The 18739-nt window shown below is 44.4% G+C and carries 11 protein-coding genes, 1 tRNA gene and 1 pseudogene; 3 read left to right on the top strand and 10 right to left on the bottom strand.

The window, feature by feature from the left end; translation table 11 throughout:
- Positions 1-94: 94 nt before the first annotated feature.
- From L7D49_RS05835 to L7D49_RS05865, 7 genes and pseudogenes are all read right to left on the bottom strand, one after another.
- Complete coding sequence (locus tag L7D49_RS05835; RefSeq protein WP_272493170.1) at positions 95-1444, bottom strand: TrkH family potassium uptake protein; 1350 nt, start codon at positions 1442-1444, stop codon at positions 95-97.
- A 133-nt stretch (positions 1445-1577) separates the two neighbouring features.
- Complete coding sequence (locus tag L7D49_RS05840; protein WP_238079889.1) at positions 1578-2333, bottom strand: TerC family protein; 756 nt, start codon at positions 2331-2333, stop codon at positions 1578-1580.
- A 360-nt stretch (positions 2334-2693) separates the two neighbouring features.
- Positions 2694-2873 (bottom strand): annotated as a pseudogene (locus L7D49_RS20405) (IS5/IS1182 family transposase); the annotation flags it as partial.
- A 629-nt stretch (positions 2874-3502) separates the two neighbouring features.
- A complete protein-coding gene (locus L7D49_RS05850; RefSeq protein WP_238079891.1) occupies positions 3503-6586 on the bottom strand; it encodes an efflux RND transporter permease subunit in 3084 nt (1027 codons plus the stop codon).
- 156 nt (positions 6587-6742) lie between these two features.
- Positions 6743-8317 carry a peptide chain release factor 3 gene (locus tag L7D49_RS05855; protein ID WP_238079892.1) on the bottom strand — a complete coding sequence of 525 codons (1575 nt, stop codon included), beginning with the start codon at positions 8315-8317 and terminating at the stop codon, positions 6743-6745.
- A gap of 179 nt (positions 8318-8496) precedes the next feature.
- Positions 8497-9987 (bottom strand): UDP-N-acetylmuramoyl-L-alanyl-D-glutamate--2,6-diaminopimelate ligase, encoded by a 1491-nt coding sequence (locus L7D49_RS05860; RefSeq protein ID WP_238079893.1) that lies wholly within the window; start codon positions 9985-9987, stop codon positions 8497-8499.
- Between the two features lie 14 nt (positions 9988-10001).
- Positions 10002-11048 (bottom strand): M42 family metallopeptidase, encoded by a 1047-nt coding sequence (locus L7D49_RS05865; RefSeq protein WP_238079894.1) that lies wholly within the window; start codon positions 11046-11048, stop codon positions 10002-10004.
- Between the two features lie 97 nt (positions 11049-11145).
- On the opposite strand from L7D49_RS05865, the gene L7D49_RS05870 reads away from it, so the two are divergent.
- Positions 11146-12738, top strand: coding sequence for an ATP-binding protein (locus L7D49_RS05870; RefSeq protein WP_238079895.1), 1593 nt, complete (start codon positions 11146-11148; stop codon positions 12736-12738).
- A 181-nt stretch (positions 12739-12919) separates the two neighbouring features.
- Here L7D49_RS05870 and L7D49_RS05875 read toward each other — a convergent pair whose 3' ends face one another.
- Positions 12920-14302, bottom strand: coding sequence for an aldehyde dehydrogenase (locus L7D49_RS05875; protein ID WP_238079896.1), 1383 nt, complete (start codon positions 14300-14302; stop codon positions 12920-12922).
- 390 nt (positions 14303-14692) lie between these two features.
- Here L7D49_RS05875 and L7D49_RS05880 point away from each other — a divergent pair, with 390 nt between their 5' ends.
- The gene (locus L7D49_RS05880; protein ID WP_238079897.1) at positions 14693-14845 is read left to right on the top strand and encodes a hypothetical protein; all 153 of its coding nucleotides are present in this window, start codon (positions 14693-14695) and stop codon (positions 14843-14845) included.
- A 126-nt stretch (positions 14846-14971) separates the two neighbouring features.
- On the opposite strand, the gene L7D49_RS05885 is transcribed toward L7D49_RS05880, so the two are convergent.
- Positions 14972-16867 (bottom strand): endonuclease MutS2, encoded by a 1896-nt coding sequence (locus L7D49_RS05885; protein ID WP_238079898.1) that lies wholly within the window; start codon positions 16865-16867, stop codon positions 14972-14974.
- Positions 16868-17387: 520 nt separating this feature from the next.
- Here L7D49_RS05885 and L7D49_RS05890 point away from each other — a divergent pair.
- Positions 17388-17460 (top strand) — tRNA-Val (locus tag L7D49_RS05890).
- Positions 17461-17726: 266 nt separating this feature from the next.
- On the opposite strand, the gene L7D49_RS05895 is transcribed toward L7D49_RS05890, so the two are convergent.
- Entirely contained in the window at positions 17727-18395 is a 669-nt protein-coding gene (locus tag L7D49_RS05895) for a Type 1 glutamine amidotransferase-like domain-containing protein (protein ID WP_238079899.1), read from the bottom strand.
- Positions 18396-18739: the final 344 nt, after the last annotated feature.

Below are 18739 nucleotides of genomic sequence, written 5' to 3' on the forward strand. Positions count from 1 at the left end.
CACCTTTTTGCATGTAAACGGAAAACAAAAAGAGCTGCTCTAGTTACTAGCTTCGCTAAGTAACCGGACAGCTCCTTTTTCATTGCAATATTAATTATCCAATAATGACTCGTTCCTTCGGATAATGATACGTGGTCTTATTTGTTTTTCCACCTAATGTATAGAGGAAGGAAATGAGACCGACTCGCCCGATAAACATTAAGATCATGATAATCACTTTACCGATAATCGAAAGATCCGATGTAATGCCGAGTGACATTCCGCAAGTTCCGAATGCGGACGATATTTCAAATAACAATGCCACAACTGGGACGCCAGGCTCCGTTAAAAGCAAAATTAATAATGCCGTCATAACCATCATAGAAGCCAATAGTATGACTGCATACGAACGAAAGACATCAATTAATTTTATTTGCCGCTTAAAGATATGGATGACATCATTGCCGCGTGCAAAATTGATGAGGAACAGAATAGCGATCGCGAAAGTCGTCGTCCGGATTCCTCCTCCTACGGAGCTCGGTGAGGCACCGATAAACATGAGCGAGCTGATAAAGATATCAGTCGCTTCACTGAATTGGGTAATATCGTATGTCGTGAGGCCCGCCGATCGAGATGATACCGAATGGAATAACGCGGTGAAAATCCTTTCGTGCCACGCCATTCCTTTGAATGAGTGGAACGATTCTAATATAAAGATCATCACTGCCCCCCAAACGAGCAGTAAACCGAATGTAACGGTTGTGATTTTCGTAAACAAAGAAAACCGGAAATGCGGTACCTTTCGTGAAAAGAAACTCTTTACCTCAATTAGTACAGGAAACCCGATAGCCCCCGCAATAATTAGAATCATGACGACAGTCTGGACAAAATAGTCATTGAAATAAGGAAGCAATGACGCCTGGGTAATATCAAAACCAGCATTCGTCGTAGCTGATACCGACATGAACATTCCATTTAAAAACGCTGCAGAAGCGGTGTCATAATACTTTAATAGGTACAATGACAAAATGATTCCACCAATCAGTTCAATCAAGAAGATGATGACGACAATCTGTCTGATCAATTGAACAACGCCTGCCAGGGAGTATTGATTATGATCCACCATGATCAATTGCCGTTCCCGCAAGCCAATCCTCTTTTTGACCATTAGCCAGAAAAAAGTGCCGATTGACATAATGCCGATTCCGCCAATTTGCAAGACAATCATCAGCATGCATAATCCGAACACCGAGTAGGTCGCTCCAATATTAATCGGAGACAAGCCGGTCACACTGACCGCACTGACCGCCGTAAATAAGCTGTCAATGAACGAGACATGGACGCCTGGCTTATAGACTCCAGGCAAATTCAGCAAGAGATACGAGAAAGCAATTGCTAAAAAGTAATAAAAGACTATGACTTGTGCCGGAGTGAACCTGTATAAACTTTCACGGGTAAATTTCATTGACATCGAGTTCCTTTCCACCACTTGAAGAGATCCATCTTCCCATTTTAGTGAATTTCAATCAAAAAATAAAGGAAACATGAAAAAATAAATCCGGCGAATCTAATTAAAGAGTCACCGGATATCCATATTCCTATGCTTTTTTTCTATTTTTTGTGAGGGCGGACAAATACCCACCTATCGCAATAGCTGCGAGCACGATCCAGAACGTCGTTTTCCACAAAGGTGAATGTGGGAAGGCTTCATCAATAATTTGAAGTTTATGGTGTGCCAATGTGAGGACTACCAACTTCACCCCTACCCAACCAACAATAAGGAATGCAGCTGTTTCCAAAGAAGGATACTTCTCAAGAAGCACAACAAATTGTCTCGCCGCAAAACGAATTAAGATCAAACCGACAATACCGCCAAGCAACATGACGACAAACTGTCCGCCATTAATGCCCCCGATATGGAAATCTCCAAGCTCCGGCAAAGTGACGGCCAAAGCGACAGCTGCAAGCATGGAATCCAGCGCGAAGGCAATATCAGCCAATTCGACTTTCAATACCGTCATCCAGAAACCTGATTGTTTTCTCGGTTTATCCACTGCATGTCCTGCATTCTCTTTTCGCTTATCATAAATATTTTTGATCGAAATGAACAATAAATAAATAGCTCCCAATGCTTGGATCTGCCAGATGTTCACTAAAAAAGTAATCATGAACAACGCGGTGAAACGGAACACAAACGCACCAAGCAACCCATAAAATAAGGCTTTCCGCTGCTGCACTTTCGGCAAGTGCTTGACCATAACAGCCATGACCACAGCATTATCTGCCGCCAATAACCCCTCCAACACAATTAGTACGACAAGTACCCATGCATACTCCAACAAAATTGCTTCCAAAAAAGTTCCTCCTCATTTTTCCAATTAAAAAAACCCTCACCTAATAAAGGCAAAGGTCTCGCTAAGTCAGAAATTTGAAGTAAATATCCTGCTATCATAACCGATGGCTGGAGCCATGTACTGACGACTATGAAATAGGTTTCCCTATAGCTACTCCCCTTTGACATCTGTCAAAAGAATATTAAGTTGTTGGGCCATTTAATAGTAGTATATCATATTCGAGTTCAAATATCATGGTCCATTACCTTTTTTTCTTTTGAAACCTTCGGCTTGCGGAGTTGCTATTCGTTTGCCTTACCCCTAGTACTATATGTGAGCGTACAAGTATTATGCCTAATTCATTCCATCCGGCAATTAGAGAATGAACTGGTTCTGGGTCGCCATCTGCACATTGTATCCGGGTTTCAACTGGCCGTTCTTCATATGGTCCTCTTTCATCCGCATGAACTTGGCATCCGGGTCGGTTTTCAAAAAGCTATTGCGGTCTCCGAACGTTTCCTGATAGTGCGCGTATTTTGCCTTGCGCGGCAAGAAGTCTTCACAGATCAATTTGGCAGGTTTTCGTAACACACTGCGACGCCTCCGTAAGGATTTTCGCTTGGAGACGTCTTGTGTCTGTTCGATTTCGCTCGTCAGTTCCTCTGCCCGTTCCTCCAAGCAGTATTTATTGGCATTGGCCTCGATCTTCGTGCCGTCGAGGAAGTATTCTTCCATGGTGATGTGTTCTTCTTCGATCAACCGCAGAATCATAGTCTCAACAACTCATCCATCATCCCGCTCATCCGGTTATCCCCAGAAATCATTGATCGTCCGGAAGTCCGGCTGCTGCATCGCGGCGAGCCACATGGACGGCAGGTTTTCCTTTCGTAGAGGGTTGTCGTGACTTTATTTAAAAAGGGCGATTTTGTTGTTGTTTTTATACAGCGCACTGAGTGGATTGGAGTGGAAGGCGGCGACTCCGGGAGGATCAGCGGGACAGGTGAATCACCCAGCGAGCGCAGCGAGGGGTGTGGTTCACCGCACGCCCTCCGGAACGCGTCCGCCTGGAACGGAAAGGAACGGCGGAGAAAAGATCTGCATATTCTTTTTATGAGAAAAGGGCTGTCACAGAAACTCAGTTTTCACTGACTTTCTGGACAGCCCCTGTTTTCGCATGATTTTTTTGATTTTCAGTCTCGCACCTGTCGTTTTTTACCGACAGCCCGTCTTCTCGTTTCCCGATCGATCAAACTATAGATGATCGGAACAATATAGAGCGTTAAGAAAGTTGAGCTAATCAGGCCTCCGATGACCGCAATGCCCATCGGCTGATTCATTTCTGTTCCTTCCCCAAGGCCGAGCGCAAGCGGCAATAAGCCAAGTATTGTTGTCAATGCTGTCATAAGAATTGGACGAACCCGGTCTCTTACCGATGCAATAATCGCATCATAGGAGGACAAGCCTGCCTGCTTCCGCTGATTGATGTAATCCACCAGTACAATCCCGTTGTTTACAACGATTCCGACAAGAACAAGAATACCGATGACTGCCGTTACACTAATCGGCGTATTTGTTGCCAGCAGTCCAAGCGATACTCCAATTATCATTAATGGGACAGAAAACATGATGACAAATGGATATTTAAATGATTCAAATTGAGCGGCCATTACAATATAAACTAGAACGACTGCAAGCAGCACAGCCAGCAGCATATCATTGATGGCACTTTCAAAAAGTTCACGATCGCCGCCATAGGACATTTCTGTTTCCTCCGGCAAATCAATTCGATCCATTACTTCATTTACTTTTTTGGTCATATCCCCTAATGATTCATTTGAGGCATATTTTATTGTATACGTAACCGAATGGGCTTGATCCACCCGTTGAATGGCAACAGGGCCTTCCTGCACGGAGATCGTAGCTACCGAGCCAAGATCGATGAACGTCCCTGCTGGTGTACGAAGCTTCAGCTTCTTCAATTTGTCGATGCTGTCCCTGTATTTTTCGTCATACGATACCATGACCGAAACGACTTCGCCACGCTTATCTACGATTTGTGTTGCAAATGAACCGCGTGTAATGGAATTGACAGTCTGGGCGATTTGATATGGCGCCAAGCCGGCGTCGGCCGATTTGGCTGGATCCACATCTATATGAATTTCTTCAATCGTGTCTTGCAGCGTATTGGACACTTCCATGACAGATTTCATTTGGTCCAGTTCTTCATCAATCTTTCTGACCGCTTCATCCAACCGCTTCTCATTGATGTCCTTCAAGGAGAACGTCAGCGTGTTAGGGGAAGAGCCTGCTGCAGTCTGCATATTAAAGCCGACTTTCGCCTGATCTCCAACCGCCTTCATCACTTTCGGCTGGACCTCGTCTACAAATTCAAAAACGGAGCGCTCCCTATCAGCTAGAGGAACAAGCTTGACATACATTTCTGCTGTATTGGACTCTGAACTTCCTTGCGCCATGCTTTGTTGGGTTCCACCCACTAAGCTGACATAGACTTCAACTTCTTCTTTGTCTTTCAACTCATTCTCAATCTTCTTGATCACTTCGTTCGTAGCGGATAATGAAGAGCCGTTCGGCAAATCAACAGAAATGCTGAAAAATCCTTCGTCGGTCGGCGGCAAAAATTCAGTTCCCACTTTAAATAACCCAAATCCGCTCGCTACTAATAACAGCAAAGTTAAGGCCAGCACAATAAAACGATGCTTCAGTGACCATTTTACGGATCGTTCAAATGTATTCCACGACTTCGAACGTCTTCTCCGTGCCTCCAGATTCTTTTGCGGCTTCTTCAGCATTCTGCTTGCCATCATCGGTACGACTGTAAGCGCAACGACTAGAGAAGCAAATAGGCTGAATGAAATGGTCAATGCAAATTCCGTGAAAATCTGTCCAATCAAACCGCTGATGAAAATGACTGGAACAAAGACGGCTAGCGTTGTAAGCGTAGAAGCAGTGATGGCGCCAGCAATTTCCTTGGCCCCTTCCTTGGCGGCTTCTCGGGGTGATTTCCCCATGCCAAGATGCCGTTCGATATTCTCAATAACGACAATCGCGTTATCCACGAGCATCCCGATGCCGAGGGCAAGAGCTCCGAGCGTCATAATGTTCAACGAAAAATGAGCAAAGAACATAAGAACAAATGTAACAATGACAGAATAAGGTATCGCAATTCCGATGATAATCGGGCTTTTAATTCCCCGGAGGAACAAGAAAAGCACGATCATAGCAAAGAGTCCACCTAACAGAAGGGACTGTCCGATGTTGCCAATGGCGAGTTTTACATAATCACCTTGGTCAAACAAAATATCTGCAGTTACCCCTTTAAACTCTTCTTTCTCCAACTGCTTATCTAAAGCTTCTTTGAAAGCGGTTGACACGGTCGCAGTATTGGCTCCGGATTCTTGCAATACCGACATGAGTACGGCCGACTCGTCATTCGCCCGTGTTTCAGACGTCGACTTTGCCTCCATCAAAGCTACGTCTTCTGCTACGTCGGCAATCGTCAGCTTTTCACCTGTCAGTGGATTGGCTCCGACTGCCACATTGCGAATATCAGAAATTGTCGTCAGCGTACTTAAAATTCTCGTTGTCAACTGCTTCCCATCTGGTGTCTCAATCGGTTCTCCCGGCATGGATACGTTGCCAGCCTGAATCGCTTGAACAATATCGGATTGAACAAGACCGTTCTCTTCTAGCTTCTTTTCATCCAAGATAACTTGGACTTCCTCCACCAACTCCCCGGAGACCGTGACACTTGCGACCCCTTTCGTCCTGCGCAGCTCAGTTTCCAGCTGCTCTGCAATTTTCCGGATATCTACATTGTCGCCGGAAGCGCGAAGGGACAACTGGATCACCGGAAATTGGGCTGGATCGAACTTCATGAAGCGCGGCGCGTTTGCCCCTTCCGGCACGGGAACCTGATCGACCCGCTGCATGACATCCAATTGAACATCATCGATGACTGTCGACCAATCAAACATGAGCAGAATAAAGTTGGCACCTTCCTGTGATGAGGACTGCATCGACTTTAAGCCAGGCGTAGTCGATAAACTATCTTCCAACGGCTTGGTCAATTTCTCACTCACTTCCGTGGAAGAGGCACCTGGATAACTCGTCACCACAACAGCAACCGGCGGGTTCAATTCTGGTATCAGGGTAACAGGTATTTTAAAGAAAGATACGGCCCCTAATATGATGACGAGAAACATCGTCACCATCGTGAAAACCGGCCGTTTAATGGAGAATTCACTAATTTTCATTTACACGTCTCCTTCACATCTCTACAGCATTATCTCAATCATATTGAAAGCTTTCTGCAACTTCAATTCGCAGGCTTCCGTTTTTAAAATATTTACCGATTTGTCACAAATAAAAATGGTCCGGACACATCGTTGCCGGACCATCATTGATTTATTTTACAACAAACTGTATAACCGGATATCCGGATATTTATCGTTGAACCAACGCATTGCAAAATCATTTTCGAACAAGAAGACCAGATTGTCATGACGATCTTTTACAAGCATTGCACGTTGTCCAGCCATCGTTTCTTTAACATCCGATTCGTTTTCGATCCATCGGGCGACTTTCGAGCCGATATGCTCCATTTGCACTTCCACGTTGTATTCATTTTTCATCCGGTGCTCAAAAACTTCAAACTGCAGTTGGCCGACTGCCCCTAACAAGACCTCTTCCGTATGAAGCGTTTTATAATATTGGATGGCCCCTTCTTGAACCAACTGTAGGATCCCCTTATGGAAATGCTTCGATTTCATCACATTTTTCGCTGTAACACGGACAAAAAGCTCCGGAGTGAACTGCGGCAATGCTTCGTATTGGAACATTTTCTTCCCGCCAACAACTGTATCCCCGATTTGGTAATTTCCAGTATCGTATAATCCGATAATATCGCCAGCGACCGCTTCGTTCACCGTCTCCCGGTCATCCGCAAGAAATTGAGTTGTCTGCGACAGCTTAAATGACTTGGAAATCCTCGGTACAGTAACCGACATTCCTCGTTCAAATGCTCCTGAGACAATCCTCACAAATGCAATTCGATCTCGGTGTGCAGGATTCATATTGGCCTGGATTTTGAAGATAAACCCTGAAAATTCATCGGCGTACGGATCCACTTTCTCTTCATCCTGCGTTTGCCGAGGCTGAGGGGCCGGGGCGAACTGCAAAAATGTTTCTAAAAATGTCTGTACGCCAAAATTAGTCAGCGCACTGCCAAAGAATACAGGCGTCAAATCCCCTTTTGCCACCCGTTCTTCATCAAAATCATTTCCTGCTTCATTCAACAGCAGCACATCTTCCAATGCTTGTTTATAATAGGACGTATCCGTCATAGGATGCTCGACCGCAAGCCCTCCGTCCTCGCCAAGGGGAAGGAATTTTTGATCATCCTGCGGGCGTGCAAGCTCTACCCTTTGATTATGCCGGTCATAGACCCCGAGGAATTCTTTCCCCATGCCGATCGGCCAGTTCATTGCATACGATTCGATTCCGAGCACTTCTTCCAGCTCTTCCATTAACTCGAGAGGCTCTTTCCCCTGGCGATCCATCTTGTTCATGAACGTGAAAATGGGAATGCCCCGCATCCGGCAAACTTTGAACAATTTGATCGTTTGCGGTTCAATTCCTTTCCCTGAGTCCACCATCATGACAGCAGCATCGACAGCCATCAACGTGCGATAGGTGTCTTCACTGAAATCTTCATGTCCAGGTGTATCTAAAATGTTCACCCGTTTCCCGTCATAATCAAACTGCAAGACGGATGATGTAACGGAAATACCACGCTGCTTCTCAATTTCCATCCAGTCAGAAGTGGCATACTTTCCTGTTTTCTTTCCTTTTACCGTTCCTGCATCACGGATGGCGCCGCCAAAGTACAACAACTTCTCAGTCATTGTCGTTTTCCCAGCATCCGGGTGGGAAATGATAGCGAACGTCCGGCGAGATGCAATTTCATCCTTTATCGGTTTTTGCATTTTGTTATCTCCTTATATATAAGCTTTTTTAAGCATAGAGCGATTGATGTCTCTTTTCAACCATTTTTTCTTATCACGGCGCCAGTTCTACCTCTTCGAAATAATAATTGAAGTGCTCTACGATAGAATATGCGAAAAAGAAAAGGGACTGCCCTAACGCGGACAGCCCACTCCATTGGTTATTCGCTCAAAATACGGTCGCCAAACTTTTTCTCTGCTTCCGTCAACGCGATTTCCGCATCGGAATGTGGAAATTTTTCATTGCCGATAATTTGGAAGTCTTCATGCCCTTTACCTGCAAAGATAATCATATCACCAGCATTTGCGACGGCAATAGCATGGCGCACCGCTTCGGCACGGTCAGCGATACAAGCATATTGGTCATGTGCCATGCCTGCTTCCAGTTCGGATAAGATTGATTCATTCGGTTCAAACCGAGGATCGTCCGTTGTCAGAATAACATAGTCAGCTACAGATGCCTTTTCCGCCATTACCGGCCGTTTTTTCCGGTCCCGATTGCCGCCTGTGCCGATAAGGAAGATCAGCTTAGAATCCTCTTTTTTATAAGGCAATACAGATTGGATCGCTTTCTCAATGGCATCCGGCGAATGGGCATAGTCGACAAACATCGTGATTGGCAAATCGGTTTCGACTTTTTGCATCCGGCCTTTCGCAGGGGAAACGGCAGAAAGATGCACGAGAATTTCATCCGTTTTCATTCCTTTTGCATACAGAGCCGCAATTGCAGCGAGTGTATTATAGACATTGAATTCGCCGATTAATTTCGTGCTGACTTCATAGATGCCCTCGGGACAAGTTAGCGTAAATGATGTTCCGCCCGCTTCCATTTGAATATTTGACGCTTTGAACATCGCATCATTGTGCACACCATAGGTCAAGACGGGATAAGGTGTCATCATACTCATCCGTTCGCTCCACGGATCATCCGAATTGAGGATCGCATATTTGAACTTCTCTAAGTCTTGCCCAAGCTGTGCGAATAAAAGACCTTTCGCATTTCCGTAGTTTTCCATCGAACCATGGAAATCCAGGTGATCGTGAGTTAAATTTGTAAAAATCGCGATATCAAATTCTGTCCCTGCCAGACGGCCTTCCACTAATCCGTGTGAGGAAACTTCCATTGTCATCACTTCGCATCCTTCTTCAGCAGCTTGAGAGATCATCTGCTGCGTCGTAAGGACATCCGTTGTCGTATTGTCCGTTTCATAGTGTACACCATCTAAATTAAAGCCGATCGTTCCCGTGACAGCTGTTTTTACACCAGCTTCCCGCAAGATGGAATGGATCAGATTGCTGACGCTTGTTTTCCCGTTCGTGCCAGTTACACCGATCATCGTCATCCGTTTGGAAGGGAAACCGTAAAATCGAGGGGCAAGCAACGCAATTGCCCGCGCGGTATCCTCCACGTACACGACAGCCACTTTATCTGTATCCACATCTACAGGTTCGGAGGCAATTACAACACTTGCCCCTTGTTCGACGGCCTGCTGAGCGTAGTTATGTCCATTGACCGTGAACCCTTTTATACAGACAAACACTCCCCCAGCACTGACAGCCCGCGAGTTGACTGCAAGATCTGTCACTGACTGTGGAAGTTGCCCTTCAATTCGTCCAATCGGCACAATTGATAATAAGTGTTCGGTGTTCATGTTATTTCCTCCATTCAGTCTATCATGGCTGCATTTACATAAGCGTGCAACAGCTGCGATGTCGCTTTCAACGAGTCGATATGCGTGCGTTCCATCGCATGCGATGATTCAATGCCCGGGCCGAACAGAGCATGTCTTACATCAAAACCAGCCCGGATCGCAGCTGAAGCATCGGATCCATAGAAAGGATAGATATCCAGTTTGAATGGAATGCTTCCCTCTTTGCATAAAGAAGTCAGTTGCCGTGTCAGTTCATAATGATACGGACCCGTTGAATCTTTTGCACAAATAGAAACCGTGTATTCGTCGGACGTCTGCCCGTCACCGATAGCTCCCATATCAACAGCAATATATTCCACTGTCTCAGGCGGAATATTCGAGTTCCCGCCATAGCCAATCTCTTCATTGTTCGAAATGTAAAAATGGGTTGTGTGAGGCAGTTCAGTTCCCTGTTCTTTCAAGCTTCGAACGAGCTCCAACAGCAATGCGGTACTCGCCTTATCATCTAAATGACGAGACTTGACAAAGCCACTGTTCGTCACTTCAAAACGCGGCTCAAACGATACAAAATCCCCAACCTCAATGCCGAGAGACCTTGTCTCATCTGCCGTCGTCACTTTTTCATCAATCCGGACTTCGATATTATCCGCACTCCGTTTGGCAGTGCCCGCGTCCTCATATACATGGACCGTCGTCTGGTGCATTAATATCGTGCCGGAAATAACTCGCCCACAAGAAGTATGTATTTTGCAGTATTCCCCTTCTACTGCATTCCATCTGAAGCCGCCGATCATTGTCAGTTTCAAACGGCCATTCGATTTAATTTCTTTCACCATAGCGCCTAATGTGTCGGTATGAGCGGTCAACAGCCGATGTCGAGAAGTATCTTTGCCTTCCAATGTCGCAATGACTGCCCCTTTGTTCGTTTTCTTGCAAGGAACTCCCATCTTTTCAAATTCAGAAGCGATCAGTTGCATCACTTCGTTTGTATATCCGGATGGGCTCGGAGTTTCTACTAGCCGTTTTAATAGCGCTACAACACTTTTTTCATCAAAATTCATACGGATCACCTTTTGTCATTTTTTTTTAAAAACATACTCCCAAATGGTCGAAAATCATGTATGATTATCGGTAATATTATTTCGAGGGGTGCTGAAAGTGGAAACTGATAAGCTGATCCAATCCCACAATAATTTCATTATACTTTTTTTCGCTTCTGTCGTCATCGTTCAACTCTTCGTACTGCCATTTGCAGATTATAAACTATACTGGGTATTCGTGCTCGCCGGTTTTCTTTACACTGCGCTATTGCTGATTCTATGCAGACTTAACGATAGAAGATACGCAACATCTATACGCACGCTTATTCTATTTGGCGCAAACCTATATGTATTCCTTCTCAATTTCCTATATCCCGATATTCCCTTTTTACTTTACTTGCTTTTCCCAATCATTTTTGCTTTCGTCTATAATCACAAACGAACAACTATCTTTTTAGTTTCACTTACATCATTCCAGCTGACGATTCTATATTTCCTGTTTCATGATTTATATTTAACTATCGATCACTCACGTCTCGTCGCACATTATGTATTCTTACTACTGATGGTACTCATTCTGACTGTCCTTTTCGTCTTCAGGGTGGGGCCTGAGTGGAAGAGATTATTTGTCGAAAACAGACGGAAAGAAGAACAGCTAACCTCGAAAGATGGATATTTGCATTTATTTTTCGAACATGCACAAGACGCCATTGCCGTATTCAGTTTAGATTTACGCATCATTACGGTAAATCCTGCGTTCGAAACGATGTATGGCTGGAAAAAGGGCGAGTGCCAAGGGAAAAAGATTCAGCTTTATCCTGACAGTGAGCTGCGCGGCGTCGTTCATCGGACCGAACGCGTCAAGCAAGGGGAAAGTTTTCATTTGAGGACAAAGGAAATGCGGAAAGACGAGACGTTGTTTGATGCCGAAATGACCATCGCTCCGATTTACAATAAACAGCGAGAAATCATTGCGTTTTCCGTCATTGCGAGAGATATTACGGACAAGCTGCAAGCCGAAAAACTGAAGATGGATGCCATCAAATTAAAGGCCATTGGGGAAATGGCTGCAAGCGTAGCCCATGAAATGAGAAATCCAATGACCTCTGTTTCTGGCTTCATACAAATGATGAATGATGATCCAGCGAATCCGTACCGGCATTTTACTGAAATTATGGGCGAGGAAATTAAAAGGATCAATTTGATTTCAAGTGAGTTTCTCATCTTCTCCAAGCCTAATATTAAAAAGACAAGCGAATTTGATATTGAACATGCACTGTTGGAAGTCATCAATCTCTTTGAAAATGAATTCCAAATGAGAAAGATTAAATGTTCCATTCATCTAGCGGAACATCCAGCTTATATTTTTGGCAATGAAGAAAGTATTAAACAAGTCTTTATCAATATTCTGCGAAATGCCGTAGAAGCACTTTCTGATCGAGGAGTTCTGCAAATTAAGAACCAAATTATAGCTGATCAGCTAAGCATTGAAATTTACGACAACGGATCAGGCATGAATAACGAAGCACTCGAACAACTCTTTGAGCCTTTTTATTCTACGAAAGAGGATAGCTCCGGACTCGGTATGGTCATCACAAAAAAGATCATATATGATCATAAAGGCAGAATCGAAGTTACTAGCGATCCAGGGACGGGTACTCTTGTTTCTTTGACTTTTCCAATCGTCAAAATGAACCCGCTGGCTTGTTAATAAACTCTCCAATATAGAGAAATGAAAGAGAGTATGGGGAACGGTCGGTTCTCCATACTCTCTTCTTTCGTCTAACAAGTTCTTTTTCTTTTATTTTAACGAGCCGAGTTGTCGCCACGAAAAACACCCGTTATGCTCTACTGCCTACTAAACTAGAGAGCTTTTATGCCAGCTTTTTCGTTTACTTTAAAAGCCGCTTTAGCAAAGATAATTTATTTCCGTAAGGCGGAAAACCGAACCTGACTGAAATGGCAGTACTTTTATGCATCAAGGATTTTGCATGCGTGAATGTATCAAAGCTAGCCTTCCCGTGATAAGCATTCATGCCGGAAGGCCCTACTCCTCCAAACGGCAGATGCAGATTAGCCACATGACTGATCGTGTCATTGACACACCCGCCGCCAAACGGCAATTGTTCTGCAAAATAATCCGCCGCTTTCTTATTTTCCGTGAACATATAGGCTGCCAGCGGTTTCGGCAACTGACGAATCCTATGAATCAAGGAACCTAGATGTTGGTATGACAAAATGGGAAGAATCGGCCCGAAAATTTCCTCTTCCATAATCGAATCTTCCCAAGTGACGCCTGCCAGCAACGTCGGTTCCATATATAGCTCTTCTCGATCTACATGTCCTCCGAACACAACATTCGAACGCTGACCTTGCAAAAGATGTTCAAGACGGTCAAAGTGATTCTCATGAATGATCCTTCCATAATCCGGACTTTGTGATGCATCCTTTCCATAAAACCTGTACACAGCCTTTTTCAGCTCCATCACAAAGTCATCATGAACGGATTCATGAACGACAACATAGTCGGGTGCGACACAAGTTTGTCCATTGTTCAGGAATTTCCCCCAAACGATGCGCTCCGCCGCTTTATCCAGCTTGGCAGTCTGGTCAACAATCGCAGGGCTCTTTCCCCCAAGCTCCAGCGCAAATGGCGTAAGCCGCTCGGCAGCTGCCTTCATTACAATCTTTCCGACCCGGGCACTTCCCGTGAAAAAGAGGTAATCGAAAGGTCCATGAAGCAGGGCAGATGTTTCGCGCACGCCGCCTTCTACTACATATATATATTCTGATGGAAAGGTTTCCGCGAGGATTTTTTGGACAACTCCCCCTGTATGCGGCGCATTTTCAGAAGGTTTCACAACGACGCAGTTGCCTCCTGCTATTGCACCAATCAAAGGTTCCATTACAAGCTGGAAAGGATAATTAAATGGACCGATAATTAATACGGATCCATACGGCTCACGAATGACACTACTTTGAGCAGGTTGCAAATGGAGCGGTGTTTTAACAGGTTCCGGCTCCATCCAGTCATCCAGGTTTTTCATCATATACGAAATGCTGTCCAAAATAAAACCAATTTCCGTCATATACCCTTCAAAAGGACCTTTATGCAAGTCTTTCCATAAGGCGTCGAGGATTTCACTTTCATTTTGCAAAATAGCACCGCGCAGTCGGTCAAGCATCTCTTTTCGAAACGATGCTGGCCTCGTCGCGCCAGAATAATAATAATTTCGTTGCTTCTCGATAATCTGTTCGACATGTATGGCTTCCAAAGAGTTCCCTCCTCTTACTCGTTAACGCCATCATAGCCGGAAACTCAATTTCATGCAAAAAATAATAAACCGAGTCAGAATGTCAATATAGCAAAAGGACTGAATTTTACTTCCGCTAATTTCCGACCAATTACGCAGTTTGGCGAAATGACTCGAAACATATACTTGTATTAAGAAAAAAGATCACCACAGATTAAAAAGTCTGCGAATGACAAGCACGTCCTATTGTGAACCGGCGTCCCTTTTTGAAGAATAGCATGTAAGCCTATACCATCCCGGGATAGGCCTAATGATTCTTTTTGCGTCCTTTGTGTTTGGGTGAGAAGTTTTTCAGGGTAAAGAATAACCACATAAACGAAAACGATTCAACACGAAATGGAGGAAAAGGACATGACGACAACAGAAACTTGGTGGGAAACGATTTTTGAAGGAAATCTTTCATTGGGACTCAACAAGGAGCGAATCTCAGACCTTGAAGGAGAAACCTTCCTCTACTTTAATGACGGCAACGTTATAACAGAACACGAAAATATGACACATTGAGAATCTTACGCTTACGAATACAAAGTTGGAAATCGTCAGAAATGCCCCGATTCCTTGCCTGCAAGGCAAATGGAAACGTTGCGATCTCTGACGATTTTTTAATACCCAAGCTGCTTCTTTAGGGAGTTAACGGTCACGCAATTCCTTTTGCAGCTTCTTCAATGCCTTTTTCGAACCTCTGGCCAAATCATGCTCCATTTTGCGTTCCTCATAGGAAGTGAACAGCGTTTGCAAATCGTACGACGGTGGATACAATTCCGTTGCCGGAATTTCCAAAGCAATGCGTTTCACATTCACTTCCATAAACTCTCCCTCATAAAAGACCACGACATTGTTAAATTGATCCCGCTCTTGATAAATGATCCCGCTTTCTCCAGACTCCAATAGCTTTACTTTGTCACCAATGGCATACTCGTATACCAATTCGCTTTCTTGTTTCAGAAGTCGTGGTTTTCGGATCTTTTCACTTCTCACTTTCGCAAAATCATATTCTTTTTCATTCATATATCGTTTTGCCTTCGTGATCACCTTATCATGCAGCTCCATTTTCTTCGCAATCCACAAAGCATTGCTTTCCCCCGACATTCCGATCAGTAGCTGATACGTCGGCTCCAGTGTTTCATTTTTAAATTGCATTGCTGCATTCATAAAGTCATCATGCTGCTCCGAGAACCGTTTGATCTCTCCGTAATGCGTCGTGGCAACAACGATGCATCCCATTTGATAAAACTCCTCCAAAGACGCAATAGCAAGAGCCGCGCCTTCGTTCGGTTCAGTACCACTTCCAATTTCGTCAAATAACAGCAGTGTCCGTTGGTCAGCCACTCGCATGATGTCCGAAATATTTTTCATATGAGATGAAAATGTGCTTAAGGCATTCTCCATGCTTTGATTATCACCAATATCAACAAAGATCTGATGAAATAGGGAAATCTCCGTCTCCGTCGTACCGCTAATATGGAGGCCTGCCATCGTGGCCAACGTTAACAATCCAATCGTTTTTAAGACGACCGTTTTCCCGCCTGCATTCGGTCCGGTAATAATCAGGCCTCGATAAGAATCTCCAATTTCAAAGTTCAAAGGAACGGCTTGGCTGCCGAGCAAAGGATGTTTACAGTCAACTAGCTTGCTGTAGCCATGTTCATTGACACGAGGCGCGACTCCTTCCATCTGCTTACTGAGCTTCCCCTTCGCAAAGGAGAAATCGTATTGCCCGATCAATTCAATATTTACTTTAATCGCTTGTAAATGTTCTGCTACGAGCCCTGTCAGCGTAGCCAAAAGCTGGTACTCTTCAACCGCTTCCTCCGCCCGCTGAATCGACAGCTCACTCGTCAGCTTGGCAACGACTGCCGGCTCGATAAAAACAGTAGAACCTTTTGACGATTGCTCAATAATGACTCCCTCTATCTGATGTTTATAGGTAGCTTTAATTGGAATCGTATAATGATCGTCTTTTTGGCTAATAAAGAACTCTTGGATCATCTCTTTATTGGCTGGATTCCGCAAAAACTTCTGAAGTCGTTCCTGAATTTTCCCCTTCGTCGTTTCCATCGCTTTCCGGATACGGCCAAGTTGGCGGCTGGCAGTGGAAGCTACTTGGTTGTTTGCAATAACCGATGCGATTTCATTTTCCACTTGCGGGAGCTCCGTCATGGATTGTGAATAACTGCTTAACGTCGGAGCATAAAACGATTTCTCCTGCATAAACTGTTTAATTTTCCGGCATCTCCGCAAAAAGTCAGCAATCCCTGTAAAGTCAGCCGGCTCCAGCATCATGTCTTTTTCAAGTTTAGACAGCGTTCGGTGCACGGCGGCGACTCCCGCCATCGGCAAATGGGTATCCATATCAACGAGCGTCCGGGCTTCCGATGTTTCGCGCAGCCGCTCTTCGACAATCTTCAACTGGCTGCTCGGCTGAAGCCGCTCGACCAGCTGCTGCCCCAATTCACTGGAACAGTATTCTTTTAACCGTAGCTTCAACTCATTCCATTGCAATTTCTCATATGTCATTTCATTCATTCGGCATGCTCCTCATTTTTGTAATAAATGAAGATACCCATTCAACTGATTTTATTGGAGGATGAATGGGAACGATCCGCTGGAGAAATCACTCTACAGCAAGAAAACCGTCCCAATATAAAAAAGCAGCGGGATACCCGACTGCTCGAAGTTCGAATTATAAAGATGCAGAAAAACCGTTAGCTGAGACTAACGACAGACCGGACCCTTATAAAGCGATGTAGGTATCTTCATAGGTTGGCGAAATAAGGCAACACAAAGAAACGGCAGGATAATTTCCCCCTACACGAAACTCAGGTTGAGTTATTTCATTCAGTTCATCCTATTTCGATCCTACTTCACTCATAAAAAGAGCACCTCTCTTTGTTCCAATCAAAACCAATCTCCTTTTATTGTATGGCAGACCTTCGATGACTGTCAACAATAACTGAAAATATTTATTTTTCAACAGACGCTTGCATCAACCTAGCGAGCATGCTAATATAATAAATGTGTTCAAGAGAACAATCCTAGCAAAATCGATTCCGTAGCTCAGCTGGGAGAGCGCTACCTTGACAGGGTAGAGGTCGCTGGTTCGAGCCCAGTCGGAATCATTGGGTGCCAAACCCGTAGGAAGGTTGTCGGAACAACAACCTTCTCCAGAAACAGTCCTATTAGGCCGGATGCCTAGGGGCTGTTTTTTTGTGTTTTATTACCTTTTGTCCGCAATTTGTCCGCTGATTTCCCCCTCTACTATCTTCACACTCCTCTTTATAATGCCACGTTTCATTCCCCGGGATTAGATTTCTTAGATCTTACTCTTAAAGCAGCTTCTTGTTCACCTTAAACACATGTTTGTTAAACTCAGTTTTAAAAGATATCAAGTTGTAAGCAGTTTCCAATGCCCTTCGGATACAACTTCCACCGCTCCTTCGATTACTTTGATTGCGGTTTGATCGTCAATCGCATACGAAGGGTTTTGCATACTGGATGCCCATTTCTCTGCGGCAGCCAAGGTGTTCCCCGGCAGCAGCTCGTGATTCAGGTGCGGAAAGATTGAAAAGTCAACGAGGCTCAGTGTTTCATCACCACCACTCGGTGGAGTCCAGCCAACGAAGTATTCCCCTATCTTAGGGGTCATCACCATGCTCCCAGCACTCATTCCCACATAGACTGAGTTCAGTGACGGAATAAGGTCTGCCAGTCCAGATTGACGCATCCAATGACAAAGGTAAAGGGCGTCGCCACCTGACACCAGCAATACATCTGTCTCCTGAACCACGGGTATCCAGTGGTTTTCGTCTATACTTGGAAGCGCTGTGAGCTCCAAGATGCCGATGGATTTCCAACCGAGGTTGACCATGGGATTTTCTTCTTTCCCACTGATGAATTCCCAGGCTTTGACGCCAGGGCCAACCCATGGGTGTCCATACATCGCAGTGGGGATGCACAAAGCGTTTGAGTCAGCAATCGGCTTGCCCAGCATGTCAACCAGCTCGTCGTGTATGCTTTTGTTTGTGATGCCTCCAGAAGTAAGCAAAAATCTCATAATTTCACTCCTCATCTTTAATTGTTACTGTCAAGTTTGTTTTTACTTCTAAGATAGTAACCACAGCTTTATTAATGAATAGAACACTTCAATTGAAATATTGAAACTCTCGAATGGTGAAGCTCTAATTCCTATGCTAATAATTCTACAAAACTATTATAAATCCTTGTTCAACCATTCTTTTGTTGAACAACAAAAAAGCCTTCTAAGCCGATTTGTAACAAATCCGCAAGCAAAGTAATGAGTTTACTCATTCATATAAAATTGTATATAGATTGTATGCTAACCCTTTAGTCCCCCCTGAATTTGGACAACTATTGAATGTAACAAGGTACACTGTCACT

Origin of the sequence: Sporosarcina cyprini (assembly GCF_022048975.1) — a bacterium.
Lineage (GTDB): Bacteria > Bacillota > Bacilli > Bacillales_A > Planococcaceae > Sporosarcina > Sporosarcina cyprini.